Source organism: Microbacterium sp. NPDC089189, assembly GCF_040685095.1.
In the GTDB taxonomy this organism is placed as follows: Bacteria; Actinomycetota; Actinomycetes; order Actinomycetales; family Microbacteriaceae; genus Microbacterium.
This window is the reverse complement of the sequence record NZ_JBFBHG010000014.1, coordinates 1-25765: the sequence shown is the minus strand read 5'-3', so window position 1 is coordinate 25765 and position 25765 is coordinate 1. Positions and strand designations below refer to the sequence as shown.

The window sequence follows — 25765 nt, the reverse complement described above, 5'->3', positions numbered from 1 at the left end:
CCTCGCCCCGATCCGAGCCGGACCGCGCGCTCTCATCCGTCTTGCGATGAGAGGCGACGACTCCGTTTCACGAAGTGGCCGTACCGTCCCGGTTCCGCTCGGCTGACGGCCTGCGCATCGCCCAGGTGCATGAGCTCGTGGATCTGGTCGGCGAGAGCGGGCAGTCCGTGCGCCCCTGGCGGGACGGAGCGCATCCACGCGGCATCGATGCGGCTCGGGTCCCGTTCCTCGAGCGCGTCGATCGCGTCGTCCCGTTCGCGCTCGAGAGCGCGTCGCGTCCGCGCGTCGAGGCGCTGCCAGGCGGACCGAACGGCCGCTGTCGACCGATCGAGCGCGGCGGTGATCACCGCCAGACGCAATGCCGTCACGTCCTCCTCCGTGATGTGCGCCGGCCCGTGTGCGCGCGGTCGGCGGGCGTAGGACACGCGCACCGCGAGCACGAGGAGCGCGAGCCCTGACACGCCCGTCAGCACGCACAGCGCCGGCGTTGCGGCATCCCAGGTGTCGGGTCGGCTCGGCAACGCGGCAGCCGACCCGAGGGAGCCGACGGTCGCGAGCCACAGGCTGATCGATGCGAGCCGACTCGGAACTCCCATGCGCGAGGGGAAGAGGAGAGACGCCCCGAGAGCGGCGAGGGCGATCGTGCTCGCCACCGCGACGGTCACGGCCACCGTCGACGCATCGATGGGCTCGTTGCGGCGGGCGAAGCCCAAGGCCGTGAGAATGCAGGCGATCGTCGTGGCGCCCGCGAGGAACCCGAGCAGTCGAAGCGCGTCTCGCCACGCCGCGGGTGCCAGGAGATCGCGACGACTTGGGTCCTCCGCGAGGAGCCGCGCCGTATCGGCGGCGAATTCCTGCTTCACGTCGGCGCGAAGGCCCTCGCGAATGGCGTGGACCTCCGCCTGATAGGGAGGGTACCACGACACCACGGCGGCGTCGAGGATCGCCTCGACGGGGGTTTCCCTCGATCCCGCAGGATGCTGGGTGAACCTGCTGCCCGCGCCCGTGTGCGCGCCCAGGTCGCCGTGATCCGTCATCGGTTCGTCGCCCTACCGCGAGGGCAGAAGATCCACCGAGTCGTTGACGGTGATGCTGTCGACCGAGACGCCCGAGCGCTCGGCGATCTCGGCGATAGAGCGCGCGGCGTCGGCGGCGCGACTCGCGGTGACGAGCGTGTCGCCGCGCTCGTCGAGCTCGGCGGCATCCCACCCTTCCACCGTGAATCCTACGGTGAGCGTGGTCGCTCCCGACTCGGTGACGGAGCCGATCGAGATTCCGATGATCGGAGCGTCCACGTCGGTCTGGCCAGCCGTTCCCGGTTGGCCGAGTGTTCCCGACGCCCGGAGATCGTCCAGGCCGGTGAGGACGTCGACGAGGCCGGCGGAGGGTGCCGCATCGGACACGATGGTGACGGAGTCGTAGGGCGCGTCCTCCCGCGACCAGCCGAGAGACCAGAACACCCGCCCCCACGCCTCGTCCAGGGCGGCGGAGGAGGCGGCCTGGCGCACGAGGTCCGCGGCGGTTGCGAAACCGCCCGCGTGCGACGTCGCGGTCACCGTCGCGCTCTCCGGGTCCGTGACGTTGATCGTGATGGATTCGACGCGGAGAAGCGCGTCCGCCGTCGCCGCCGCGACGTCCGCAGGCATGGCCGCAGCGGGGTACCCCACCACCGACGAGCGGCTCGTGAGCTCGACCGCCGACACCACGCACGCGGCGTCCCCCGGCGCTGCCCAGACCGCCTCCAGCACGTGCGAGATCTCAGCCGCAGCGGCATCGCCTCCGAGCCGGACCCGGATGGAGCACGTCGGTGCGACGTTCACGCGACTCTCCGTGGTGGATGCGGACACCGCTCCGCTGTCGCCGACGATCCGCTCGACCCTCGGGACGGCATCACGAGCGGCATCCGCCATCGGCGTGCACCCGGTCGCCAGCAACGCCGACGCGACCAGGGTCACGGCGAACCCGCCGTGCGTGATGCCGCGGTGACGACGGGAGGTCATCGATCCACGGTACCGCTCGCCCGCCTCAGCGCGTCGCTTCCCCCAGGCAGACCCGCTGACCCTCGCCGCTCGGCGTGTGCGCCGGCGATCAGCCGGTGAAGCGTGCGCCCACCAGCCGCGCGGTCTCGTCCCACAGTCGGCGCGCGTCATCCATCCGCCGCATCGGCGGCCACAGCTCGAGTCGGGCGGGAGGGCCGCCCACCGTGCGCCGGGGTCCGTAGAACTCGTCGCCGCGCGCGTCGGGGCTCGCGGCGGCCATGATCGCGGGCTGTGCGGCGCTGCCCACCGTCCCGGCAATACCGATCCGCGACAGCGTGCGGATCATCCGGCGCCCCCCGGTCTCCTTCTGCCGGCCCATGCCGGGCTGCGCGGCGAGCAGGTTCGTCGGTGAGACGCCGGGGTGCGAGAGATTGCTCGAGATACCCCAGCCGGCGGCGCGACTGCGGGCGTCGAGCTCCCGGGCGAACAGGGCGACGGCGATCTTCGATCGGCTGTAGGCCGTCATCCCGTCGTACGACCTCTCGCTGTTCAGATCGGTCCAGTCGATCTCGCCACGGCGCGCGGCGATGCTGGTCTGATGCGTGACGCGCGCGCCACCCGCGCGCAGGAGCGGAAGCAGCCCCAGGGTGAGGGCGGCGTGCCCGAGATGGTTCGTGCCGAACTGCAGCTCGAAGCCGTCCGTTGTCTCCTGCCGCTCGGGCGGCGTCATCACGCCGGCGTTGTTGATCAGGATGTCGATCGGCCGGCCCTCCGCGACGAGGTCTGCCGTGAGCGCCGCGACGGAGTCGAGCGAGGACAGATCGAGGGGTCGGATGCCGATCTCGGCACCCGGCGTCTGCGTGCGGATGCGGGACGCCGCCTTCTCGCCCTTCGCCGCCGAGCGCACCGGCATGATGACCTCGGCGCCCGCGCGGGCGAGGTCGGCGGCGATCACCTGCCCGATGCCGTCGCTCGCTCCCGTCACGACGGCGAGCTTTCCGGTCAGGTCGGGGAGGGGGGTGTGGGTCGTGCGAGCCATGAGGTCTCCTTCGTCGTGGGTGTCGGCCGCGGTGGGCGCCGCTGAAGATCAGAGTGCGCGCTCCCGCCGAGCGGATTCAGTGCCGCCGTATCCACTGATCGCGAGACCGTGGTTACGGTGCCGGTCACCGGATAGAAAGGAACCACGCGCACCGGATGGCGAGGAGAACACCGTGATCGATCGGCCCGGCCTGGCGGCGTTCCTCCGACACCGGCGCGAGCAGCTGCAACCCGAGGACGTCGGGCTCGCGCGCGGCCCGCGGCGCCGGACGAACGGGCTCCGCCGCGAAGAGGTGGCAGCGCTCTGCCACATGTCGACGGACTACTACTCCCGCCTCGAACGCGGAACGGGTCCGCAGCCCTCGGAGCAGATGATCGCGTCGATCGCGCAGGGGCTGCATCTCTCGCTCGACGAACGGGATCACGTCTTCCGCCTGGCCGGACACCATCCGCCCGCCCGCGGAGCGAACAGCGACCACATCAGCCCGGGGATGCTGCGCATCCTGGATCGTCTGCACGACACCCCCGCCGAGATCGTGAACGAACTGGGCGAGACCCTCCGGCAGACACCCCTGGGGGTCGCTCTCACCGGGGATGCGAGCCGGTACACCGGGCTCGAGCGCAGCCTCGGCTACCGCTGGTTCACCGATCCCGCGGCCAGGCTCGCGTACGGCCCGGAGGACGCCGCGCTGCTCTCACGCGTGTACGCCGCCGGCCTGCGCGAGATCGCCACCCTGCGCGGGCCGGGGTCGCGAGCGGTGCGCTTCGCGGAATCCCTGCGCGCCGAGAGCGAGGAGTTCGGTGCCCTGTGGGACACCCACGAGGTCGGGGTGCATCCGCCCGAGGTCAAGCGGTTCACCCATCCGGAGGTCGGGACGCTCGCCCTGAACTGCCAGACGCTCCTCGACCCCGATCAGTCCCACCGACTTCTCGTCTACACCGCCGAGCCCGGCAGCGAGAGCCACCAGAAGCTCCAGCTCCTCGCCGTCATCGGCGCGCAGTCCCTGGCCTGATCGGCCGCTCGCCCCGGCCTCAGCGCGCCGGCAACCGCCGGGCGAGGTAGGGCGCGGTGCGGCTCGCGGGGTCGGCGGCCACGGCGTCCGGCGTCCCCGCCGCGACGATGCGCCCGCCGGCGGTCCCGCCCGCGGGGCCCAGGTCGATGACCCAGTCGGCGGCCGCCACGACGTCCATGTCGTGCTCGACCACGACCACCGTGTCGCCGGCATCGACGAGCGCGTGCAATTGCGCGAGCAGCCGTCGGACGTCGGCGGGATGCAGTCCCGTGGTCGGCTCGTCGAGCAGGTAGAGGGTGTGGCCGCGCCGCACCCGCTGCAGCTCGGTCGCCAGCTTGATGCGCTGCGCCTCGCCCCCGGAGAGCTCCGTCGCGGGCTGCCCCAGGCGCAGGTAGCCGAGCCCGACATCGAGCAGCGTCCCGAGGCTCCGCGCCGCCGCCGGCACCGACGCCAGCACATCCGCCGCCTCGGTCACGGTGAGCGCCAGGATCTCGGCGATGTTCTTGCCGGCGACGGTGACCTCCAGCGTCTCCGGGTTGTAGCGCGCGCCGTGACAGGTGGGGCAGCGCCCGTAGCTGCCCGGCAGGAACAGCAGCTCGACCGACACGTAGCCCTCGCCCAGACACGTCTCGCAGCGCCCGCCCGCGACGTTGAACGAGAAGCGCCCCGCGGTGTAGCCGCGCTCGCGCGCCAGGTCGGTGGCCGCGAACAGCGTGCGGACGGCATCGAACAGGCCGGTGTAGGTGGCCAGGTTGGACCGGGGCGTGCGGCCGATCGGCTTCTGATCCACGCGCACCAATCGATCGATGTGCTCGAGGCCCGACGTCCCGCGCACGGTCATCGTGTCGAGGCGGTCGTGCTGTGCCGCGGCGTCGAGCACGGCGTCGCCGTCCACGTCGTCGGATGCCGGTGCCCCGCTGCGCTCGCCGCCACGCTCCCGCAGGTGCGCGCCGACGACCTCGGGCAGCACGCGGCTGACGAGCGTCGACTTGCCCGACCCCGAGACGCCCGTGACGGCGACGAGGGTTCCGAGCGGGAGGGACGCTTCCACATCCACCAGGTTGTGAAGGGTCACCCCCGCGACCGACATCCACGCCGCGGGTGTCCGCGGCACGCGCGCGTCGTCGCCCGAGGGGGCGGTGGCGGGGAAGAGGAACGGTCGCGTCGCGGAGGCGTCGACGTCGGCCAGCCCGTCGACGACGCCGCTGTAGAGCACGGCGCCGCCGCCCTCACCCGCATCCGGACCGACATCGACGATCCAGTCGGCGTGGCGCACGACGTCCATGTTGTGCTCGACGACGAACACGGAATTGCCCGCGTTCTTGAGCTGCTCGAGCACCTCGAGAAGCGGCTCCGCGTCGGCGGGATGGAGGCCGGCCGACGGCTCGTCGAGCACGTAGACGACGCCGAAGAGCCCCGACCGCAGCTGGGTGGCGAGCCGCAGTCGCTGCATCTCACCCGGCGACAGCGTCGTCGTGCCGCGCCCGAGCCCGAGGTAGCCGAGCCCGAGGTCGGTCAGCACCTCGATGCGGGTGAGCAGATCGGTCGTGAGGGCGACGGCCACATCGGTGCGCTCGCCCGAGCGCGTCGTCGGCACGGCGGGCGCCGCATCCGTCAGGAGCGTTGTGGGACGGAGGACGTCGGCGAGCGCCGTCAGCGACAGGGCGTTGAGCTCGGCGATCGTGCGCCCCGCGAAGGTCACCGCGAGCGCCTCGGCGCGCAGGCCCGTGCCGTGGCACAGCGGGCAGGTGCCGGTGCGCACGAACTGCAGCACCTTGTTGCGCATCGTCTGGCTCTTCGAATCGGCGAGCGTGTGGAACACGTACTTCTTCGCGCTCCAGAACATGCCGTTGTAGGGCTTCGCCACGCGGTCGCGCTGGGGCGTGATCTGCACGACCGGCTGCTCGTCGGTGAACAGCAGCCAGTCGCGGTCGGCGCGGTCCAGCTCGCGCCACGGCCGGTCGACGTCGTATCCGAGCGCGATCGTGATGTCGCGCAGGTTTTTCGCCTGCCAGGCGCCGGGCCACGCGGCGATCGCACCGTCGCGGATGCTCAGCGACGGGTCGGGAACGAGGGTGTCCTCGGTGACGGTGTGCGCGACGCCGATGCCGTGGCACTCCGGGCATGCGCCGGCAGCGGTGTTGGGGGAGAAGGCGTCGGAGTCGAGGCGCTCTGTGAACCCGTCCGGGAAGGTGCCCGCACGGGAGAAGAGCATGCGCAGAGAGTTGGAGAGCGTCGTCACGGTGCCGACGCTGGAACGCGAGCTGGGGGTTCCTCGCCGCTGCTGCAGTGCCACCGCCGGAGGGAGCCCGGTGATCGACTCCACGTGGGGATCGTGGCCCTGCTGGATGAGGCGGCGCGCGTACGGCGCGACGGACTCCAGGTAGCGGCGTTGCGCCTCGGTGAAGATCGTGCCGAACGCGAGCGAGGACTTGCCCGAGCCCGAGACGCCGGTGAACGCGACGATCGCATCGCGCGGCACGTCCACGTCGACGTTGCGGAGGTTGTTCTCGTTCGCCCCGCGTACGCGGACGAACGCATCGGCGGGGTCGCGCAGGTTTTCGGGCATCGGGCAAGCCTAGGCGGCGCCGCCGACACGAGGGCCGGGGTGGCGCTTCCCGCGCGGAACCGCCGGGACGCGGCCGCGCTGTTCACCCGCTGTTCCCGGCGGATGCCGACGGGGGCGCGCCTAGGATGGCGACATGGCTGACACGCAGACTTCCCGGTACGACGGCGACCTGGTCGCCCGCCTCTTCACGCGCCTGAGCCAGGAGGACGCGCTCAACGCCGCTCTCGAGTCGATCTGGGCCGACTTCCGCGCCGACATCGAGGCGGTCGAGGACGACGAGGAGTCGGCGGGGGAGTTCTTCGCCGGAATGGTCGCCACCCACGCGCACGCGATCGCCGACCCCGAGGCGTTCGACGACGACGAGGACTGACGCGCCCCCCGCGTCGGCCGGCCGCATGAGCGACGACACGATCCTTCCCGAGCTGCGGGAGCCGCTGCGGCGCACCGACGTCTCGCTGCCGCGGTGGCTGATCCGAGCAGCGCTGCGCGTCATGCCGGTGCCGCGCGATCCCGAGGTGCGGGTGCGTGCGGTGCGGGTCGGTCCGATGCGGTTGCGGATCTACCTGCCCGCGCGGCGCGGCATCGGACCTGGCCTGCTCTGGGTGCACGGCGGGGGCCTGCTGTTCGGCGCGGCCACGCAGGACGAGAGCCTCTGCCTGTCGACGGCGAAGCGGCTCGGCATCGTGATCGTGTCGGTCGACTACCGCCTCGCGCCCGAGCATCCGTTCCCCGCCGCGCACGACGACGTCCTCGCGGCCTGGCACTGGTTCCTGGCGCACGCCGACGAGCTCCACGTCGATCCCACCCGGATCGCCGTGGGGGGCGAGAGCGCCGGCGCCGGTCTCGCCGCCGGTGTCGCGCAGCGCCTCCACGACGACGGCGGCACGCAGCCGGTCGCGCAGTGGCTGTTCGCGCCCATGCTCGACGACCGGACGGCGGCGGATCGCTCGCTCGACGCCCGGCGGCACGCCGTGTGGGACAACGAGAAGAACCGGGCCGGATGGGGCGCCTACCTCGGTGCCGAGCCCGGCACCCTCACGCCGCCCCGCTACGCCGCGCCCGGGCGGGCGACCGATGTCGCGGGCCTGCCCGCAGCGTTCCTCACGTGGACCGACACCGAGCTCTTCGCGGACGAGAACCGCGCGTACGCCGACGCGCTGGACGCCGCGGGGGTGCCCGTCCACGTCGACCTGGTCGTGGGCGGAGCGCACGGGTTCGAGAACTGGGCGAAGCACACGCCGGTCGCGCAGGCTCTCATCGGCCGGGCCCAGGAGTGGTTGGGCGCGGCGGTTCGGTGATCGCGCCGCGCGCGGCACTCAGCCCGGCGCCCACAACGCGGCGACCGGCACGTCGGTGCCCAGGATGTTCACCGCCGCGCGGCGTCCGGACTCCAGCGCCGCGGTGACCGTGGCGGGGTCGTCGGTCCACGTGGCCTCGCCGGCCAGGTGCAGCACGCCGCCGATCGGCGTCGCCAGGTCGTCATGGTCGGCGGTCGTCGAACCGAGCGTCATGTAGGCGTACGACCCGCGCGCGAACGGATCGTCCTGCCACGCGGTGACGTCGACGCGCACCGGCTCCTCGACGCGGTCGCCGTAGAGCCGACGCAGCTGCGCCAGCACCGACGCGGTCACCTCGTCGGTGCTCCATCGGCGGATCTCCGCCGCCGTCGGTCCCGCGGCGAAGGTGAGCAGCGTCGGTGTGCCGTGCAGGGCGGTGAGGTCGTACCAGGAGTGCCAGCGGCGTCCCTCCGGACCCTGTTGGCGGATGGCGTAGACGTGGGCATCCCAGAACGCCGTGTCGAAGCGCAGGAACACCTTCTCGAACGCGTTCATGGTGAGCCGGTCGAGTGCGCCCGCCACCGGCTGCGGCAGGGGCGGCTCGATGAGGAGGTCCTCCGAGCGCAGGACGCCGATCGGCACCGTGACGACCGCGGTGGCGGCCTCGAGCGTCTCGCCGCCGACGGTCACCGACACACCGCCCTCGCGCCAGCGCACATGCGAGACGACGTGACCCAGGCGGATGTCGAGACCCGCCGCGAGGGCGAGCGGCACGCCGTCGTAGCCGTCCGGGAAGACGACCTCGTCGCCGTCGATCGCGTCGTCGTCGAGCCCGTGCGCCGCGAGGTCCTCGATCCACGCCCCGTACTGCTCCTCCGACCGGTGCTCCAGGTACTCGCGCACGCGCTGGGTGCGCTCGCCGCCCCACCCCTGGGCCTCGAGGGCGACCTCCGTCGCATCGCGGTACGACGCATCGGCAGCGGATGCGTCGACCGCATCCCGCAGCGCGGCGTCGACCGTGTGGATGTCGGCGATGAACGCGCGGGTCTCCGCCTCGGAGAGGCGTTGGCCGTCCGGTCCGTAGTACGCGATCGGACGGCTGTCGGGCTGGTAGCCGCCCACCGTGAACTCGACCGTGCGCATCCGCGCCGCATCCGCGAGGGCGGCGACCGGGCTGTCGGTGATGCCGTGGATCCAGGACGCCCCCAGATCGGTCACGCGTCCTCCCGTGCGGTCGGTCCACACGCGCCCGCCCACGCGGTCACGGGCCTCGAGCACGACGACGCGGCGGCCCGCCCCCTGCAGCAGCCGCGCGGCGGTGAGTCCTGACACACCGGCCCCGACGACGATCGTGTCGATGTGCTCCATGTCGGCCTCCGCCCGCCCGGCGGTGCCCCGGTGCGCCCGCTCGCTGCGCCCGACGTTAGCGCGTGGGCCCGCCCTGCGCGCAAGAGGGTGGTGTCACCGCGGGAGGGAGCGGACGATCTCCCGGACGAGGAGGTCGGGCTCGTCGAACATGACGTTGTGACCGCTCCGCGGCGCCGCCACCCGGCGGGCGCCGAGGCGCTCGGCGGTGAGGCGGTGTCCGTGGGCGAGGTCGGACCGCTGGCGCCGATCGGTCAGCCCCGCCCGGAGGCCCGTGATCACCGTGACGTCGAGGTCGCGGAGCGGATCCATCCGCTCGGGATGCGCGCGCAGATCGCGCAGCGCCGGGAGGAAATCTCCCAGTTCGGCGCCCATCGTCTGCGCCACGACGGCGAGGTCCCGCCGCAGCTCCGCGGCGACCTCGGGGGACTGGCCGCGCGTGGCCTGCGCTCGCAACCGGGTCACGCTCAGCCGCATCGCGAGGGCGAAGAGCGGGCCCGTCTGCGACATCCGTCTCTCGACGGCGGGGGCGAAGTACGCGTCGACGTTCTCGTCGGACTGGTCGACGAGGATGACGCCGCGCACGTCGAAGCGTCCGCCCGCCGCCACGGTGCGCACGATCGGGCCGCCCCAGCTGTGTCCGACGAGCACCAGCGGGCCCGCCACGCTCGACAACAGCTGCGAGAGGTCCGCCGCCGCCCGCGCCAACGTCCGCGGTGCGGTGTCGACCTCGCTCCGGCCGATGCCCGCACGGTCGTAGACGAGCGTCGCGGCGTGCGCGGCGACCGCCGGCTGCACGCGCCCCCAGGCGGCGCTGGAGAACCCCATCCCCGACTCGAAGACGACCGTCGCGGCGCCGGTGCCGGCGCGGCGGTGGTGGAGGCGCCTGCCGTCGTCGAGTGAGAGGTACCGCGATTCGCCCATGCGGTGCGCGGCGCTCACCTCGGGCCCTGCGCGGACGAACGGAGCGTATGCATCCGGACGAGTCTTCCAGCCCGAGCCGGAGCGCGCGACCCGCCCGTGTCGGACGGCGGAGCGCACGCCGATGCCGTTTGTTGTTTTCGGGTGACCGAAATTATAGGGTTTCGGTATGCCGAAGTCTGGTCGTCCCCTCCGTCTCGTCGCGCTCGCGCTCCTGGGCGCCGCGGCCGTCGCCCTCAGCGGATGCGGGGGGCCCGCCGCCCCGGACGACGATCGCCCGGTGGTGCTGACGACATTCACCGTCCTGGCCGACATCGCCCAGAACGTGGCGGGTGAACACCTGGTCGTGCAGTCGATCACCAAGCCCGGCGCCGAGATCCACGGTTACGAGCCCACCCCCGGCGACATCCGACGTGCCGCCCAGGCCGACCTCATCCTCGACAACGGGTTGAACCTCGAGGCCTGGTTCTCGCAGTTCGTCGAGTCCGTCGACGTGCCGCACGTCGTGGTGTCGGACGGCATCGACCCGATCGACATCACCGAGGACGCCTATGCGGGCAAACCCAACCCGCACGCGTGGATGAGCCCGCTCAACGTGCAGATCTACGTCGACAACATGGTCGCCGCCTTCGGTGAGCTCGACCCCGAGAACGCCGACGCGTACGCCGCCAACGGCGAGGCGTACAAGGCCGAGCTGCAGGGGGTCCAGGACGACCTCGTCGGCCGGCTCGCGGCGCTGCCCGAGAACCAGCGCGCACTGGTGAGCTGCGAGGGCGCGTTCTCGTACCTCGCCCGAGACGCGGGGCTCACCGAGGCCTACATCTGGCCGGTCAACGCCGAGCAGCAGGCGACGCCGCGGCAGATCACCGACCTCATCCGCTTCGTCGACGACAACGACGTCCCGGCGGTGTTCTGCGAGTCCACCGTGTCGGACAGCGCGATGAAGCAGGTCGTCGAGGCCACCGGCGCGACCCTCGGCGGGGTGCTCTACGTCGACTCGCTGTCCGAGGCCGACGGTCCCGTGCCGACCTACCTCGACCTCATCCGCCACGACGCGTCGACCATCATCGACGGACTCACGGGGGAGGCGTCGTGAGCGTCGCGATCGCGGCGGAGCACCTGAGCGTGCGCTACGGCGAGGTGCTCGCGCTCGACGACGCGACCGTGCACGTCGAAGGCGGTCAGGTGGTGGGACTCATCGGCATGAACGGCTCGGGCAAATCCACGCTGTTCAAGTCCATCGTCGGCACCGTGCGCCCCGAGAGCGGGAGCGTGCGGCTGGACGGCATGACCCCCGCGGCCGCACGGCGGAGCGGCCGCCTGGGGTACGTGCCCCAGAGCGAGGACATCGACTGGGACTTCCCGCTGTCGGTGCGCGACGTGGTGATGATGGGCCGCTACGGGCGACAGGGCATCACGCGCCGCGCCTCGCGCGCCGATCGCGCGGCCGTCGACGAGGCGCTCGCCCGCGTCGAGCTCACCGATCTCGCCGACCGCCAGATCGGACGCCTGTCGGGCGGTCAGCGCAAACGCGCCTTCGTCGCCCGCGGCATCGCGCAGGACGCCGACATCCTGCTGCTCGACGAGCCGTTCGCCGGCGTCGACAAGAGGTCCGAGGCGACCATCGTGCGGCTGCTGCGCGAACTCGCCGCCGACGGGCGCGCGATCCTCGTGTCGACCCACGACCTCCACGCTCTGCCGCAGCTGGCGGATGAGGCCATCCTGCTGCTCCGGCGCATCGTCTTTCAGGGGAGCGTGGCCGAGGCGCTTCGCCCCGAGCGGCTCGCCCAGGCGTTCGGGCTCGACCCGCTCGCGGACGGAGAGTCGCGATGACCCTCTGGGATCTGATCGTCGAACCGCTCCAGTACGACTTCATGCTGCGCGCGCTCGCCGCCACCTCGATCGCCGCGATCGTGTGCGCGATCCTCTCGTGCTGGCTCGTGCTCGTCGGCTGGTCGCTCATGGGCGACGCGGTCTCGCACGCGGTGCTGCCCGGCGTCGTCCTGGCCTACGTCTTCGGTGCGCCGTTCGCGCTGGGCGCGCTCGTGTTCGGGTTCCTGGCGGTGGCGTTGATCGGCCTCATCCGCGGCACGAGCCGGGTCAAGGAGGATGCGGCGATCGGCATCGTCTTCACGACGCTGTTCGCGCTAGGGCTCGTGCTCATCTCGATCACGCCCAGTCAGACCGACCTCAACCACATCATCTTCGGCAACGTGCTCGGGGTCTCCACGGGCGACCTCGTGCAGATCGGCATCCTCGCGGCCATCGCGTTCGCGGTGCTGACCGTCAAGCGCCGCGACCTGACGCTGTACGCGTTCGATCCCACGCACGCCTTCGCGATCGGCCTGTCGCCGCGTGTGCTCGGTGCGCTGCTGCTCGGCGTGCTCGCGCTGACGGCCGTCGTCGCGCTGCAGGTCGTCGGCGTGATCCTCGTCGTCGCGATGCTCATCATCCCGGGGGCCACCGCGCATCTGCTGACCGACCGGTTCGGGCGAATGCTGCTGATCGCACCGGTGATGTCGGTGGTGTCCTCCGTAGTCGGGCTGTACCTCAGCTACTGGGTGGACGCGTCGCCGGGCGGGCTCGTCGTCCTCGTGCAGGGGGCGGTCTTCGCCCTGGTGTACCTGGCCGGCCCGACGCGCGGCGTCCTGTGGCGCCTCGGGCGCCGGACGCGGGCGGCGGCCTGACGGCGCTCAGCCACCCGGAGCCGTGAGCAGTCCGTCGACGTCCGCCAGCACCCGCGCGCACTCGACGACGTCCTCGGGGGTTCCCGACAGCTCGAACTCGAACAGGACGGGGCGCCCCGAGATCTGCGCCAGCTCGCGCGCGGCGGCCTGGTAGTACACGCCGAAGTTGCGGTTGCCCGACCCGATGACCCCGACCATATGCCGGCGGTTGGTCGCGGACCGGAGGAAGCGCCGCACCGCGGCGGGCAGTGTCACCTCCTCGGCGTTCCCCGCCTTGTACGACGGGGTGAGCAGCACCCAGGGCCCGTCGACCTCGCTCGCGCGCACCGCGGCATCGGCCAGGTCCCGGACGGGCCGGCCGTCGTGCGTCGCGAGCCCGACCGCGAAACGGCGCGTGAGATTGGAGACCGACGAGTAGTAGTAGACGGGCACCCGGCGCATGACCCCAGTGTCCGCCCGCAGCCGGATGACGGATCGTGTCGGAGACCGGGAATACTGCATGTCACGCGGAGCTTGATCCTCCACATGGTTGAGAATTCACACATCGATGTCGCCGAGTTCCCGGTGATCGGACGCGGACCGGTGCCGGCGGCGTCGGAACGCGTCCGCGTGTCCGTCCCCCTGCGTTTCTCCGACGGATTCCGCACGGACGGCGATGTGCACACCTTCGACGGTCTCGTCGACGGCAAGGAGCATCTGCTCATCGGTCTCGGAGACTGGCGGGGCGCGTTGGAGCGCGGTCGCGACGGCGGCCCCGCGCCGCTCGTCCGCCCCCACAGCGAGTGCCTGACCGGCGACGTGTTCGGCTCCGAGCGTTGTGACTGCGGGCCGCAGCTGCGGGAGGCGGTCGAACGGATCGCCGCCGAGGGAGGGTTCCTGCTCTACCTGCGCCAGGAGGGACGCGGCATCGGCCTCTACGCGAAGCTCGACGCCTACGCCCTGCAGGATGCCGGTCTCGACACCTACGAGGCCAACGTCGCCCTCGGGCGCGGCGAGGACGAGCGCGACTACACCGTCGCCGCCCAGATGCTGCGGGCCGTCGGAGCCGACCGCATCCGCCTGCTCAGCAACAACCCCGACAAGGCGACGCAGCTCGAGGCGCTGGGGATCTCGGTCGCCGAGCGGGTGCGGACGGCCGTGCACCTGTCGCCGGCGAACGCGCGCTACCTGGCCGCCAAGCGCGACCACACCGCCCACGACATCGTCCTGCCGGCGGCATGACCGACGAGAGCACGACCGGAGCGGGCGAGGCACAGCGCCACCCGCGGCGCCTCGACGACGCCGAGATGGCGGTGTGGCTGCCCCTCATCCGCACCGCGCAGCTGCTGCCGCAGACCCTGGACCGGACGCTCCGCGATGCCTCGGGTCTGAACCACGCCCACTATGCGATCCTCATCACCCTCGCCCAGGTCGAGCGCCCCACGATGACCGAGCTCGCCCGCATCGCCGGGCTCAGTCGGTCCCGCCTCAGCCATGCGATCGACGCGCTCGTCGCGCGCGGATGGGTGTGCCGCTCGGCGTGCGGCAGCGACGGACGCACGCAGTCGGCGCGGCTGACCGACGAGGGGCGCGAGATCCTGCGGGGAGCGGCGCCCGCCCACGTGGCGCAGATCCGCGACCTCGTGACGAATCGTCTCGACGCCGACGAGCAGGCCGCCCTCGCGCGCCTCCTCGGCAAGGTGCTGCCCGGCATCGAGGCATCGTTGGAGCGGTCGGCGGCGAGTGTTCCGGCGCGGGGAGCGGCGTAACCTGGGGGAGTGGGTGAGCGACTGCGGGCATTCGGTGCCGGCCTCGTCGCCGTCGCCCCGCACCGCGGCGCACACCGGGTCGCCCTCCGCGCGGCCGTCTCGATCGCCGTCCCCCTCCTCGTGCTGTGGGGGCTCGGCCGTCTCGATCTGAGCATCTACGCCAGCTTCGGCGCGTTCGCCGCGCTCTACGGTCGCGCCGACGCGTTCGGCGACCGCATCCGGATGCAGGCGGCCGCGGCGCTGACCTTGATCGGCGCGATGCTGATCGGCACGGCACTGTCGGTCGTGGGGGCTCCTGCCGCCGTCCGCGTGCTGGTCGTCGCCCTCGTCGCGGCCGTGGTCACCCTGGTCGCCGCCGCGGGCCGCTGGCACCCGCCCGGGGCCCTGTTCGCCGTCTTCGCGGCCGGCGCGTGCGCCACGCTGCCGGCGACCGCGGCATCCTTCGCCGCCGTGCTGATCGTCGCGGGCGCCGGCGCGCTCTTCGCCCTGCTCCTGACGGTCGCCCTCGCCGCCCTCCGCGGCGGGCTCCGCGACGGCCGGAGGATCGCACGGGCACGACTGGGCGCGACCGCCGTAGAGATGGCCATCGCCGTCGGTGCGGGAAGCGCGCTCGCGGGGCTCGCCGGACTCGCCCTGCTCGGCACGCACTGGTACTGGGCGATGGTCGCCGCCGTCGCGGCGCTCGGGGGAGCGAGCGTGACGGCGCGCGTCGTCCGCGGATTCCAGCGGCTCCTCGGCACCGTCGTCGGCATCCTGCTGGCCGCCGGGCTCCTGGCGCTCCACCTGCCGCCGCTGCTGATCATCGCGGCCGCCGTCCTTCTCCAGGTCGGCGCCGAGCTGTTCGTCGGACGCAACTACGGCATCGCGATGGTGTTCGTGACACCGCTGGCGCTGCTCATGATCGAACTCGCGGTGCCGGCCGACCCGGCGCTGCTCATCCGCGACCGCATCCTCGATACGCTCGTCGGCGTCGCGATCGGCACCGTCGTCGCCGTCCTGTCGGCACGCGTCCGACGCGGTCGCACGCCGTAGGCTGGCGGCATGCAACAGCGACCGTTGGCAGCGACCGGCCGATCCGTATCCGCGTTGGGCCTGGGCACCTGGCAGCTCGGCGCCGACTGGGGCGACGTGGACGAGGCCACCGCGCACGCGGTGCTCGACGCGGCGGCGAGCGCCGGAACGACCCTGTTCGACACCGCGGACGTCTACGGGGACGGCCGTTCCGAGCAGATCATCGGGGGATACCTCTCCGGGCGAGCCGACCACGGCATCACCGTCGCGACGAAGATGGGCCGCCGCCTGCCGCAGGAGAAGGCGAACTACACGCCCGAGAACTTCGCGGCCTGGACCGACCGGTCCCGGCGGAACCTCGGGGTCGACACGCTCGACCTCGTGCAGCTGCACTGCCCGCCGAGCGAGGTCATCGACGATCCGGCCACCTACGAGGCCCTCGACGCGCTCGTCGCCGAGGGCGCCATCGCGGCCTACGGCGTCTCGGTCGAGACGTGCGCGCAGGCGCTCTCCGCGATCTCCCGCCCCGGCACGTCGAACGTGCAGATCATCCTCAACCCCTTCCGGCTGAAGCCGCTCGACGAGGTGCTCCCCGCCGCGGCCGATGCCGGCGTCGCGGTGTTCGCCCGCGTGCCGCTCGCCTCGGGGCTGCTGTCCGGCCGCTACACCGCGCAGACGGCGTTCGCCGCCAACGACCACCGCTCCTACAACCGCAACGGCGAGGCCTTCGACCGCGGCGAGACCTTCTCCGGCGTCGACTACGACACCGGTCTCGCCGCCGCGCGGGAGCTGGCGGACGCGCTGCCCGACGGTGTCACGCTGCCCGCGGCGACCCTCGCCTGGATCGCCGCCCTCCCGGGCGTGACGAGCGTCATCCCCGGCGCGCGGACGCCGGAGCAGGCCCGCGCCAACGCGGCGGCCGCCGACCTGCTCGAGGACGGTTTCGACCTCGACGCCTTCGACGCGGTCGTCCGCGACGTGTACGCCCGCCGACTGCACGACGCGATCCACCCGCACTGGTGAGCCCGATCGCGGGGCGGCGGGTCGTCGCCGCCCTCGTGGCGGTGCTCACCGTCGCCGCAGGACTCGCGGTGCACCGCCTGGCGCCCGAGAACGCCGCCGGCGACATCGCGGGCGACGCGCTGTACGCGGTGCTCACCGTGCTCCTGGCCGTCGTCGTCCTGCCGCGTGCGCCGTCGTGGGTGGCGGGTGGGGTGGGCGTCGGCTGGTGCGTGCTGGTGGAGCTCTTCCAGCTCACCGGCTGGCCGCTCGCGTGGGCGTCCTCGTTCCCGCCGGTCGTGCTCGTGCTCGGCACGGTGTTCGACGCCCGCGACCTCGTGATCTACGTGCTCGCGGGCGCGACCGCGGCGGTCGTCGATGCCCTCGTGCGCGGCGTCGCACGCCGACGCGCGGAGGGCGCCGGATTGCCGCGGGGCCGCGGGCGGGAGAACATGGACCCATGGCCCCCGTGACGCTCCGCCGCGCGCTGCCGTTCGTGATCGCGACGGTCGCCGTCGTGATCGTGGCGCTGGTGCTCGTGTTCGTGGTCACGGGGCAGCGTGCCGAGCCCACCGCATCCACGCCCACGGCGACGCCCCGCGTCACGCCGACCCCGACCCCGACGCCCACACCGACCCCCACCGGCCCGCCCGCCGACGCCACCGTCTACGACGTGTCGGCGCTGCCGGCCGCCGAGGTCTTCGCCGTCATCCCGCAGCTGCCGGTGGACGCCGACCCCACCGCGCCGACCGCCGGGGCGCTGGCCACCCCGCTGAGTGCCGACATCCCGGTGTTCGCCGCGCCCGGCGAGGCCCCCGTCGCCCGTCTTCCGCAGACGCTGACGTTCGGCGGCACGACGGTGCCCGTGGTCGAACAGCACGCCCACTGGGTGCGGGTCCTCCTCTCGGGCCGCCAAGGGGTGCCGCCGGAGGGCGACCCCGCGCAGCTGAGCGGCTGGCTGCGGGTGGCCGACGTCGCGCTCGTGCCCGATGAGACGCGCGTGGAGGTGAGCCTGTCGGCACGCACCGTGTCGATCGTGTCGCCGTCGGGCGTCGAGCCGGTCGCGTCCGACTTCGGATGGGGCACCGATGCCACGCCGACCCCGCTCGGGCGCACCTTCATCATGCACACCCAGATCGTGCCCGAGTTCGGGTACACCCGGGGGCATCCGCTGGTCTACCTGGGCGTGCAATCCCCGACGCTGGCCGGGTTCGCCGGGGCGGATGTCGCCGTCACCGCGTTCCACTACCACGACAGCCGATCGGGAGCCATCTCGAACGGCTGCCTGCGACTGGACGGACCCGCCATCGACCGGTTGGCCCAACTTCCGCTCGGGACGCCGGTGATCATCACCGGCTGATCGCGGGGGACGGCGCCCGCGCGGGCCCGACGACCGTCTACCCTGGGCGGATGCGCTTCGCCTTCGACGCCGTCCTCTTCCGCTGGGAGGCACGCCGCGACGCCGACTGGTTCTTCGTGTCGCTGCCGGAGGACGCGAGCGAGATGATCCGCGAGATCCCGCGCCCGACGCGCGGTTTCGGTGCGGTCCGCGTCGAGGTGTCCGCGGCGGGGCTCACCTGGCGCACCTCGATCTTCCCGAGCACCTCCGAGGGCGTCTACATCCTGCCGGTCAAGCGCGCGGTCCGTGATGCGGCAGACGCGGGCGACGGCGACACCCTGTCGGTGGACCTGCAGGTGCTGGAGGGCTGATCCGGTGTCGGGGGCCGCGCTCTTCGGGCACGCTTCCGTGCTCCTCGCCTATGCCGGGTTCGCGGTGCTGAGCGTCGCGCTCGCGATCATCGATGCGCGCACCCATCGGCTGCCGAACCGTCTCGTGCTCCCCGCGTACCCGGTCCTCCTGCTCCTCCTGGTCCTGGCGTCGGCCGCGCTCGGGACGAATCCGGCGCTGCTCACCGCCGTGCTGGCGAGCGTGGCGGTGTTCGTGTTCTTCCTCCTGCTGCGGTGGGCGCAGCCGCGGGGCATGGGCGGCGGCGACGTGAAGCTGGCCGCCGTCGTCGGGCTCGTCCTCGGGTACCTGGGCTGGGATGCGGTGCTCTGGGGAGTGCTCGCCGGGTTCCTCTCCGGTGGCCTCTACAGCGTCTTCCTGCTCTCCGCCCGCCGCGCCACGCGCCGCACCGCCATCCCGTTCGGGCCGTGGATGCTGCTCGGCGCCTGGCTGGCCATCGGCGCGCACGCGGTGCTCTGATCCGCACCCCGCACCGTGTCAAGGCGCGCGTGCGGGCTCCCGCTGCCGATTAGCCTGGCGGAATGGCCGAGAAAACCTCCCCGTCCGGCGCGCCGCAGGGCTTCGTGCCGCGTGCGATCGCCTGGGCCCTCGAACGCCGGCTCGTGCGGTCGTACCTTCTCTACGCCGAGCACCGGGGACCGCAGCTCGCCGACAGCATCACGTACCGCACGCTGTTCAGCGTGTTCGCGGGCGTGCTGCTCGGGTTCTCGGTCGCCGCGCTGTGGCTGGCCGGCAACCCGCCGGCCTGGAACGCGCTCATCGCCTCGGTCGACGCGGTCATCCCTGGGCTCGTCGGCAAGGACGGCCTGATCGACCCCACCGCGGTCGATGCTCCCGCCGGCTTCACGATCGCCGGTGTCATCTCGATCATCGGTCTGATCGGAGCGGCGATCGGTGCGATCGGGTCGCTTCGCAACGCCCTGCGGAGCATCGCGGACAACCTCACCGAGGACGTCCTGTTCATCTGGGTGCTGCTGCGCAACCTCGGTCTCGCCATCGCGATCGGCGTGCTGCTGATCGCCTCCGCCGCCGCGAGCTTCCTGGGAGCGGCATCCATCGAGACGCTCATGGGATGGGTCGGCCTCCCGGCGGACTCCACCGGGGCGGTCGTCGCGACCCGGACCGTGTCGATCCTCGCCGTCTTCGCGCTCGACGTCCTGGTCATCGTGCTGGCCTTCGTGGTGCTGTCGGGGGTGAAGGCGCCCAAGAAGGCGCTGTGGACGGGGGCGCTCATCGGCGGCGTCGGACTCACCGTCCTCCAGCAGCTGTCGGGACTCTTCGTCGGGGGCGCCTCGGCCAATCCGCTCCTCGCGACGTTCGCGTCCCTCATCGCGCTGCTCCTCTGGTTCAACCTCTCGGCGCAGGTCATCCTGCTCGCGAGCGCCTACATCGTGACGGCGACGGCGGAGTCGACCGATCGGGTGCGGCGCCGATTCGGCGCCCTCACCTTCCCGCAGCGCCGGCTGCAGCGCGCGGAAGACGCCGTGCAGGCGGCGACGCACGAGCTGCGGGCGGCGCAGGAGGCCGTGGATGCGGAGCGCACCGCGGCCGCCGAGCGTCAGCGCGCGTAGCGTTCCGCGAACGTCCGCAGCATCCGCGAGGGATGCGTGACGGCCCCGCGCCGGACGGCCGCGAGCGTCGCGTCGAGCTCGTCGGGGGCGAAGTACCCGTAGCCGGCGTAGGCGCGGATGCGGGTGCTGATGCCGTCCACATCCAGCTCGGGATGGAACTGGGTCGCGTACACGTTCCGCCCGGAGCGGAAGGCCTGCACCGGGCAGGCGGGGGAGCCGGCCAGCAGGGTCAGATGCGCGGGCAGGGCCCGGACGGCCTCCTTGTGCCCGACGAACGCATCGAATGTCGCGGGCATCCCGGCGAAGAGCGGATCGTCGCGGCCGGCCTCGGTGAGCGAGACCGGGACGACCGAGATCGGCTCCGCGTAGGTGCGGTCGATCGTCGCCCCCTGGTGCACTCCGAGCGTCCCGACGCCGTAGCAGGCGCCCAGGAACGGGAAGTCCGCCTCGACGACACGGTCGAGCAGTGCGCCGATCTCTCGTTCCACCCGGTGCTGCACGGGCGACTTCGCGCCGTCGGTGTCGGATGCGTTGAACGGCCCGCCTCCGACGATGATCCCCGAGAGGTCGTCGAGGTCGAGCGGAGGCATCGGAGCCTGCTCGAGCCGGATGCGGATGAGGTCCTGCTCCGCGAGCCCGGTGAAGCGGCGCATCAGGGCGTACTCCTCGTCGGCGGGGACGTCCTCGGCGCGCGTGGCGAGCAGTACGAAGGGCTTCACCCCCGGATTCTAGGTCACCGCGGGTGCCCCGCGGCCGGGTCGGGGGCGGGGTCTAGGCTGACGTCATGGCTATCGCACGACTGACCGGAGGCCCGCTCGACGGGCAGATCATTCCTCTTGACGACATCGTGGGCGACGACTACATCGCGTCCTACGGAGAAGGGCAGATCATCTACCGCCGCGTCGGTGACGACGTGAACACGGGCCCGTCCGACGGCCCGACCGAGGCGAACTTCGCCTACGTCGAGTCCACCGAGCCGCTGACGGTCACCGCCGCAGAGCTGGACGACGTCCCCGACGCGTGAGCGACGACGCCGTCTCCGACGCTCCTGCCCGCGCGGTCGAGGTCGAGGAGAAGTTCGACGTCGACGAACACGCGTCGATGCCGGACTGGACGCAGCTCGCCGACGTCGACGAGGTGGGTGCCCCCGAGGTCCGTGAGCTCGACGCCCGCTACCTCGACACCGACGACCTCGCGCTCGCGCGCGCCCGCGTGGCGCTCCGACGACGCACGGGCGGCCCGGATGAGGGGTGGCACGTGAAGAGCTCGGCCGCCGACGGCCGGCACGAATGGCAGTGGCCGCTCGGCGACTCCGCCGACGTCCCGGATGCCGTCGTCGCCTCCCTCGAGCCGTGGGCGTCTCCGCCCTTCACGGCGCTCGCCCGCATCCGCAACCGGCGCATCGCGTACGCGCTGACCGGCGTCGGGGGAGTGATCGCCGAGGTCGTCGACGACCACGTCACGGCCACCGCCGAGCGCACCGGCGCGGTCACCGCGTGGCGGGAGTGGGAAGTGGAACTCGGTCCCGCGGCCCCCGCCGATCCGCAGTGGCGGGCCGCGTTCTTCGCGGCGGTCGCCGCGCTGGTGGATGCGGCCGGCGGACGACCCGCCGCATCCGACTCGAAGCTCGGACGCGCCCTCGGGCGCTGACCGCTCGCGACACCGTACGAGAGAAGGGCCCCTCCGCCGACGCGGAGGGGCCCTTCTCTCGTACGAACGGGATCAGATGTTGATCATGTGCCCCGCGAGACCGTGGAAGGCCTCCTGCAGCGCCTCCGACAGCGTCGGGTGCGTGTGGACGTTGCGGGCGGCCTCGAGGGCCGTGAGGTCCCACTTCTGCGCGAGCGTGAGCTCCGGCAGCAGCTCCGACACGTCGGGTCCGATGAGGTGCCCGCCGAGGAGCTCGAGGTGCTCCGCGTCGGCGATCAGCTTGACGAAGCCGATGGGCTCGCCCAGGCCGTTGGCCTTGCCGTTGGCCGAGAACGGGAACTTCGCGACCTTGACGTCGTAGCCGGCGTCGCGCGCCTGCTGCTCGGTCAGACCGAAGCTGGCGACCTGCGGGTTGCAGAACGTCGCACGCGGCATCATCCGGTAATCGCCCAGCGTCTGCGTCTCGGCCTTGCCGATCGTCTCGGCGGCGACGACGCCCTGCGCTTCGGCCACGTGGGCCAGCTGCAGCTTCGCGGTCACATCGCCGATCGCGTAGATGTGCGGCACGTTGGTGCGCATGTGGTCGTCGATGTCGATCGCACCGCGCTCGGTCAGCGCGACACCGGTCTTGTCCAGGCCGAAGCCCTCGACGCGCGGGGCGAAGCCGATCGACATCAGCACGCGGTCGGCCTCGATCGAGGCCTGCGCGCCGTCCTTGGGCGTGTAGGTGACGGTGACCTTGTCTCCGCCGTCGACGACGCTCTCCACCTTGGTGGAGGTGAGGATCTCGACGCCCAGCTTCTTGTACTGCTTCTGGATCTCCTTGGAGACCTCGACGTCCTCGTTGGGGAGGGCACGATCGAGGAACTCGATGATCGTGACCTTCACCCCGTAGTTCTTCATGATGTAGGCGAATTCCATGCCGATCGCACCGGCGCCGACGATGACGAGGGTCTCGGGCAGGTCGCGGTTGAGGATCTGCTCCTCGTAGGTCACGACGTTCTCGCTGAGCTGGACGCCGGGGAGCAGACGCACCGTCGAACCGGTCGAGATGATCGCGTTGTCGAAGGTGACCTTCTCGGTCGCACCGTCGGCCTTGGCGACCTCGATCGTGTTCGCGTCGAGGAAGGTGCCGCGGCCGTCGTACTCGGTGACCTTGTTCTTCTTCATCAGGTAGTGGATGCCCTTGACGTGGGTATCCGCCACCTTGCGGCTGCGATCCCACGCGACACCGAAGTCGAACGACACGTCGCCCGAGATGCCGAACAGGTCGGCCTGCGCGTGGAACGTGTGGGCCAGGTCGGCGTTGCGGAGCAGAGCCTTGGAGGGGATGCAGCCCACGTTCAGGCACACACCGCCCCAGTACTTCTCCTCGATGATCGCGGTGGAAAGGCCGAGCTGGGCGCTTCGGACGGCCGCGACGTACCCGCCGGGGCCGGCGCCGAGAATGACGACGTCGTAATGAGGCATGTCTTCAGCCTATCGCTCGCCGGGGCCGCCCCGACCGGCCGTGCGGTCGCGGTCGAGCTGCTTCTGCTGGCGCGCCCGGGCGCCCAGCAGCCACACCACCAGGGCGATGAGGACGACGAGGCCGACGGCGCCGATGACCCACGGCCAGACGGCGGGAGCCGCGTCGTCGCTCGTGTCGGCGGGCGGCGCCATCGTCGTCATCTCGGGGCTGGGCTCGGTGCTCGCCTCGGGCGTCGGCTCGGCCGGAACCGACGGCGACGGCTCGGCGGTCGCCTCGGGGGTCGCGGTGAACGAGAACTCGCCCGAGATCGGGTGGCCGTCGCTCGACACGACGCGCCAGACGACGTTCACCTGCCCGTCGGCGGTGCCGGTCAGTGCCTGGGTGACGACGTTCTCCGCCACGACGGGGGCGCCGTCGACGAGGGAGGTGCCGGCCGCATCCGTCACCTCCACGACGGTGCCGCCGGCATCCGAGAGCAGAGCCGCGCTGTAGGTCAGCGTGAGCTGCTCGGGCAGGCCCGTGGTCGTGGAGCCGGCGACCGGATCGGTCGAGACGAGCTCGTCGTGCGCGGATGCGGGGGCCGCGACCGTCAGGACGCCCACGGCGGCCAGGGCGAGACCGGCCACGGCGGCGGCGAGACGGCGGGGGATGCGAAGGGGCTGTTGTGCGCTCACCCGGCCGAGCCTAAACCCGTGCGACCGGGGGCATCCTGAGTGCATCGCGATGCACGGATGGGGCCGGAGGGATGACGGGCGGGTCGAGCGATCCGTTAGGCTGAGATCTCAGGGAGGACCACGTGGACGAGCAGTACACACACCGGCCGGACGGTATCCGACGCGACGGCGATGCGGCACTGCCCGCGCACGACACGACGCAGACGTTCGGGCACGACTCGGACCTCTCCTTCATCCCCTTCGGGAGCGAGCTCAGCGACGCCGAGATGGAGGCGATCGAAGCTCTTCCGAGCCGTGCGGCGCTGTTCATCGTGCGCTCGGGCCCCGCGGCCGGAGCGCGGTACCTCCTCGACACCGACGTGACGACGGTGGGCCGCCACCCCGACGCCGACATCTTCTTCGACGACGTGACCGTGTCGCGTCGTCACGCCGAGATCACCCGCGTGGGCAGCTCGTTCGAGATCGTCGATCAGCGCTCGCTCAACGGCACCTACGTGAACGGCGAGCGCGTCGACCGCGCCACGCTCGCGAACGGTGCCGAGGTGCGCATCGGAAAGTTCCGTCTCAACTTCTTCGTCTCGCCCGCTGACCTCGCCGCGGCCGACGCCTGATGGCAGCTGTCCCCGCCCGTGGCCGCAGCGAGGCCGCGGGCCTGCTGAGCATCGGTCAGGTGCTGGCACGGCTCACCCCGGAGTTCCCGGCTCTCACCTCCAGCAAGCTCCGGTTCCTCGAGGTGCAGGGCATCGTCACGCCGAGCCGCACCGAGACCGGGTACCGCAAGTTCACCCCCGCCGATCTCGAGCGGCTGCGTCTCGCGCTCACGCTGCAGCGCGATCACTACCTCCCGCTGCTCGTCATCCGCGAGTATCTCGACGATCTCGACGCGGGACGCGACCCGGCTCCGCCGAGCGGCTCGGTGCCGCGCTCGATCGTGCCCGCCGCGCGGCGGTACCGGCGAGATGAGCTGCTGCGCGCGGCCGGAGCCGGTACGCAGTTGCTCAACGACGCGCTGAGCACCGGATTCATCACCGGCGGCGAGACGTACGACGACCAGGCGCTCGGGATGCTGCGCGCCCTCGTCGCGCTGGATCGCCACGGCATCGGCCCCCGTCATCTGCGCGCCCTCAAGCAGAGCGCCGAGCGCGACGTCGCCCTCGTCGAATCCGCCCTGGCGCCGCTGCGCCGTCGCACGGACGCGGCATCCCGCGGCCGTGCCGCCGACATCGCACCCGAGCTCGCACGTCGGATCTCCGACGTGCGGGAGTCGCTCGTCCGCGCCGCGCTCGACCGGCTCGACGCGTGATCGTCCGACACGCCGACGTCTCGACGCCGATGTCATTGCCCGAGTCCTCTTGCTCCTCTAGCGTGGAAGCACACCGCACCCGAAGGGAGGCGTCCGCATGAACGCAGGCGACCTACTCGGCGACATTCCGATCGCCGCCGACCTCCTCTTCACCGACGGTCTGCCCCAGATGGACGACGAGGTCGGCTACCGCGGTGCGGTCGCCGCCCGTGCGGCCGGCATCACCTACCGGCAGCTCGACTACTGGGCCCGCACCGAGCTCGTCGAGCCGACCGTGCGCGGTGCCAGCGGGTCGGGGTCGCAGCGTCTGTACGGCTTCCGCGACATCCTCGTCCTCAAGCTTGTGAAGCGTTTGCTCGACACCGGCATCTCGCTGCAGCAGATCCGCACCGCGGTCGAGCAGCTCCGTGTCGCCGGCATCCGCGACCTCACCGGCACGACGCTCATGAGCGACGGTGCCTCGGTCTACCTGTGCACGTCGAACGACGAGGTCATCGACCTCGTCAGCCGCGGCCAGGGCGTCTTCGGCATCGCCGTCGGCAAGGTGCTGCGCGAGGTCGAGTCGACGCTCGTCGACTTCGACGCCCAGACGCCGGATCCCGCCGACGAGCTCTCCGCCCGTCGCGCCCGTCGCACCGCCTGACCCGCCCTCCCTCCGCGCCCCGTCGGCGCCCGCGCTTCCGCGCGCCCGCCGACGCCGAACCGCGAGACAGCGCTTTCGCGCCGACACAGTGGGTTAAAC

General features: G+C 72.1%; 30 protein-coding genes. 20 read left to right on the top strand and 10 right to left on the bottom strand.

What is annotated here, in order from left to right:
• Positions 1-32: 32 nt before the first annotated feature.
• The 3 genes from AB0N73_RS09585 to AB0N73_RS09575 all read right to left on the bottom strand — a co-directional run bounded on the left by AB0N73_RS09585 (position 33) and on the right by AB0N73_RS09575 (position 3018).
• The gene (locus AB0N73_RS09585; RefSeq protein ID WP_363562785.1) at positions 33-1037 is read right to left on the bottom strand and encodes a hypothetical protein; all 1005 of its coding nucleotides are present in this window, start codon (positions 1035-1037) and stop codon (positions 33-35) included.
• 12 nt (positions 1038-1049) lie between these two features.
• Positions 1050-2000, bottom strand: coding sequence for a hypothetical protein (locus tag AB0N73_RS09580; RefSeq protein ID WP_363562783.1), 951 nt, complete (start codon positions 1998-2000; stop codon positions 1050-1052).
• An 88-nt stretch (positions 2001-2088) separates the two neighbouring features.
• The gene (locus tag AB0N73_RS09575) at positions 2089-3018 is read right to left on the bottom strand and encodes an SDR family oxidoreductase (protein ID WP_363562781.1); all 930 of its coding nucleotides are present in this window, start codon (positions 3016-3018) and stop codon (positions 2089-2091) included.
• A 172-nt stretch (positions 3019-3190) separates the two neighbouring features.
• Here AB0N73_RS09575 and AB0N73_RS09570 point away from each other — a divergent pair, with 172 nt between their 5' ends.
• Positions 3191-4030, top strand: coding sequence for a helix-turn-helix transcriptional regulator (locus tag AB0N73_RS09570; RefSeq protein WP_363562779.1), 840 nt, complete (start codon positions 3191-3193; stop codon positions 4028-4030).
• 19 nt (positions 4031-4049) lie between these two features.
• On the opposite strand, the gene AB0N73_RS09565 is transcribed toward AB0N73_RS09570, so the two are convergent.
• Positions 4050-6599 (bottom strand): excinuclease ABC subunit UvrA, encoded by a 2550-nt coding sequence (locus AB0N73_RS09565; RefSeq protein WP_363562777.1) that lies wholly within the window; start codon positions 6597-6599, stop codon positions 4050-4052.
• Positions 6600-6732: 133 nt separating this feature from the next.
• On the opposite strand from AB0N73_RS09565, the gene AB0N73_RS09560 reads away from it, so the two are divergent.
• Positions 6733-6969, top strand: a complete 237-nt coding sequence (locus AB0N73_RS09560) for a hypothetical protein (protein WP_363562775.1) — start codon at positions 6733-6735, stop codon at positions 6967-6969.
• A 25-nt stretch (positions 6970-6994) separates the two neighbouring features.
• Positions 6995-7897 carry an alpha/beta hydrolase gene (locus tag AB0N73_RS09555; RefSeq protein ID WP_363562773.1) on the top strand — a complete coding sequence of 301 codons (903 nt, stop codon included), beginning with the start codon at positions 6995-6997 and terminating at the stop codon, positions 7895-7897.
• Positions 7898-7915: 18 nt separating this feature from the next.
• Here the strand turns inward: AB0N73_RS09555 and AB0N73_RS09550 are convergent, their stop codons facing one another.
• Together AB0N73_RS09550 and AB0N73_RS09545 are read right to left on the bottom strand one after the other, a co-directional pair.
• On the bottom strand, positions 7916-9244 hold the full coding sequence (locus tag AB0N73_RS09550; RefSeq protein WP_363562771.1) for an NAD(P)/FAD-dependent oxidoreductase: 1329 nt from the start codon (positions 9242-9244) through the stop codon (positions 7916-7918).
• A gap of 93 nt (positions 9245-9337) precedes the next feature.
• The gene (locus AB0N73_RS09545) at positions 9338-10183 is read right to left on the bottom strand and encodes an alpha/beta hydrolase (protein ID WP_363562769.1); all 846 of its coding nucleotides are present in this window, start codon (positions 10181-10183) and stop codon (positions 9338-9340) included.
• Between the two features lie 148 nt (positions 10184-10331).
• Between AB0N73_RS09545 and AB0N73_RS09540 the strand changes: the two genes are divergently transcribed.
• Genes AB0N73_RS09540 through AB0N73_RS09530 form a run of 3 tightly spaced genes read left to right on the top strand, consistent with a single transcriptional unit; the run spans position 10332 to position 12849 of the window.
• Positions 10332-11258, top strand: a complete 927-nt coding sequence (locus AB0N73_RS09540; RefSeq protein WP_363562767.1) for a metal ABC transporter substrate-binding protein — start codon at positions 10332-10334, stop codon at positions 11256-11258.
• The gene (locus tag AB0N73_RS09535; protein WP_363562765.1) at positions 11255-11995 is read left to right on the top strand and encodes a metal ABC transporter ATP-binding protein; all 741 of its coding nucleotides are present in this window, start codon (positions 11255-11257) and stop codon (positions 11993-11995) included. The genes AB0N73_RS09540 and AB0N73_RS09535 overlap by 4 nt, the downstream gene beginning before the upstream one ends.
• Positions 11992-12849 carry a metal ABC transporter permease gene (locus AB0N73_RS09530; protein ID WP_363562763.1) on the top strand — a complete coding sequence of 286 codons (858 nt, stop codon included), beginning with the start codon at positions 11992-11994 and terminating at the stop codon, positions 12847-12849. The genes AB0N73_RS09535 and AB0N73_RS09530 overlap by 4 nt, the downstream gene beginning before the upstream one ends.
• A 6-nt stretch (positions 12850-12855) precedes the next feature.
• Here AB0N73_RS09530 and nrdI read toward each other — a convergent pair whose 3' ends face one another.
• Positions 12856-13290: a class Ib ribonucleoside-diphosphate reductase assembly flavoprotein NrdI gene (gene nrdI / locus AB0N73_RS09525; protein ID WP_363562761.1), complete on the bottom strand. Its 435-nt coding sequence runs from the start codon at positions 13288-13290 to the stop codon at positions 12856-12858.
• An 84-nt stretch (positions 13291-13374) separates the two neighbouring features.
• Between nrdI and ribA the strand changes: the two genes are divergently transcribed.
• The 9 genes from ribA to AB0N73_RS09480 all read left to right on the top strand — a co-directional run bounded on the left by ribA (position 13375) and on the right by AB0N73_RS09480 (position 19925).
• Entirely contained in the window at positions 13375-14070 is a 696-nt protein-coding gene (gene ribA / locus AB0N73_RS09520; RefSeq protein WP_363562759.1) for a GTP cyclohydrolase II, read from the top strand.
• A complete protein-coding gene (locus AB0N73_RS09515; protein ID WP_363562757.1) occupies positions 14067-14597 on the top strand; it encodes a MarR family transcriptional regulator in 531 nt (176 codons plus the stop codon). The genes ribA and AB0N73_RS09515 overlap by 4 nt, the downstream gene beginning before the upstream one ends.
• A 9-nt stretch (positions 14598-14606) precedes the next feature.
• Complete coding sequence (locus AB0N73_RS09510; protein WP_363562755.1) at positions 14607-15629, top strand: FUSC family protein; 1023 nt, start codon at positions 14607-14609, stop codon at positions 15627-15629.
• A 9-nt stretch (positions 15630-15638) separates the two neighbouring features.
• The gene (locus tag AB0N73_RS09505) at positions 15639-16631 is read left to right on the top strand and encodes an aldo/keto reductase (RefSeq protein ID WP_363562753.1); all 993 of its coding nucleotides are present in this window, start codon (positions 15639-15641) and stop codon (positions 16629-16631) included.
• Positions 16628-17080: a DUF2809 domain-containing protein gene (locus AB0N73_RS09500; protein ID WP_363562751.1), complete on the top strand. Its 453-nt coding sequence runs from the start codon at positions 16628-16630 to the stop codon at positions 17078-17080. Before AB0N73_RS09505 ends, AB0N73_RS09500 begins: the two co-directional genes overlap by 4 nt.
• A complete protein-coding gene (locus tag AB0N73_RS09495) occupies positions 17068-17967 on the top strand; it encodes a L,D-transpeptidase (RefSeq protein ID WP_363562749.1) in 900 nt (299 codons plus the stop codon). Before AB0N73_RS09500 ends, AB0N73_RS09495 begins: the two co-directional genes overlap by 13 nt.
• Positions 17968-18017: 50 nt before the next feature.
• Positions 18018-18317, top strand: a complete 300-nt coding sequence (locus AB0N73_RS09490) for a DUF1905 domain-containing protein (protein WP_363562747.1) — start codon at positions 18018-18020, stop codon at positions 18315-18317.
• A 37-nt stretch (positions 18318-18354) separates the two neighbouring features.
• Positions 18355-18813 (top strand): A24 family peptidase, encoded by a 459-nt coding sequence (locus AB0N73_RS09485; RefSeq protein ID WP_363562745.1) that lies wholly within the window; start codon positions 18355-18357, stop codon positions 18811-18813.
• Positions 18814-18875: 62 nt separating this feature from the next.
• Positions 18876-19925 carry a YihY/virulence factor BrkB family protein gene (locus tag AB0N73_RS09480; RefSeq protein WP_363562743.1) on the top strand — a complete coding sequence of 350 codons (1050 nt, stop codon included), beginning with the start codon at positions 18876-18878 and terminating at the stop codon, positions 19923-19925.
• Here the strand turns inward: AB0N73_RS09480 and AB0N73_RS09475 are convergent.
• Positions 19913-20644, bottom strand: a complete 732-nt coding sequence (locus AB0N73_RS09475; RefSeq protein ID WP_363562741.1) for a glutamine amidotransferase — start codon at positions 20642-20644, stop codon at positions 19913-19915. The genes AB0N73_RS09480 and AB0N73_RS09475 overlap by 13 nt on opposite strands.
• Before the next feature lie 65 nt (positions 20645-20709).
• On the opposite strand from AB0N73_RS09475, the gene AB0N73_RS09470 reads away from it, so the two are divergent.
• Positions 20710-20949 carry a response regulator gene (locus AB0N73_RS09470; protein WP_363562739.1) on the top strand — a complete coding sequence of 80 codons (240 nt, stop codon included), beginning with the start codon at positions 20710-20712 and terminating at the stop codon, positions 20947-20949.
• Entirely contained in the window at positions 20946-21575 is a 630-nt protein-coding gene (locus AB0N73_RS09465) for a CYTH domain-containing protein (RefSeq protein WP_363562737.1), read from the top strand. Before AB0N73_RS09470 ends, AB0N73_RS09465 begins: the two co-directional genes overlap by 4 nt.
• A gap of 72 nt (positions 21576-21647) precedes the next feature.
• On the opposite strand, the gene lpdA is transcribed toward AB0N73_RS09465, so the two are convergent.
• Positions 21648-23045 (bottom strand): dihydrolipoyl dehydrogenase, encoded by a 1398-nt coding sequence (gene lpdA / locus AB0N73_RS09460; RefSeq protein ID WP_363562735.1) that lies wholly within the window; start codon positions 23043-23045, stop codon positions 21648-21650.
• Positions 23046-23054: 9 nt separating this feature from the next.
• Positions 23055-23720 (bottom strand): copper resistance protein CopC, encoded by a 666-nt coding sequence (locus tag AB0N73_RS09455; protein WP_363562733.1) that lies wholly within the window; start codon positions 23718-23720, stop codon positions 23055-23057.
• A gap of 179 nt (positions 23721-23899) precedes the next feature.
• Between AB0N73_RS09455 and AB0N73_RS09450 the strand changes: the two genes are divergently transcribed.
• The 3 genes from AB0N73_RS09450 (at position 23900) to AB0N73_RS09440 (ending at position 25666) form a co-directional block, all read left to right on the top strand.
• Positions 23900-24331 (top strand): FHA domain-containing protein, encoded by a 432-nt coding sequence (locus AB0N73_RS09450; protein ID WP_363562928.1) that lies wholly within the window; start codon positions 23900-23902, stop codon positions 24329-24331.
• A complete protein-coding gene (locus AB0N73_RS09445; protein ID WP_363562731.1) occupies positions 24331-25023 on the top strand; it encodes a MerR family transcriptional regulator in 693 nt (230 codons plus the stop codon). Before AB0N73_RS09450 ends, AB0N73_RS09445 begins: the two co-directional genes overlap by 1 nt.
• A 97-nt stretch (positions 25024-25120) precedes the next feature.
• Positions 25121-25666: a MerR family transcriptional regulator gene (locus tag AB0N73_RS09440; RefSeq protein ID WP_363562729.1), complete on the top strand. Its 546-nt coding sequence runs from the start codon at positions 25121-25123 to the stop codon at positions 25664-25666.
• Positions 25667-25765 lie beyond the last annotated feature (99 nt).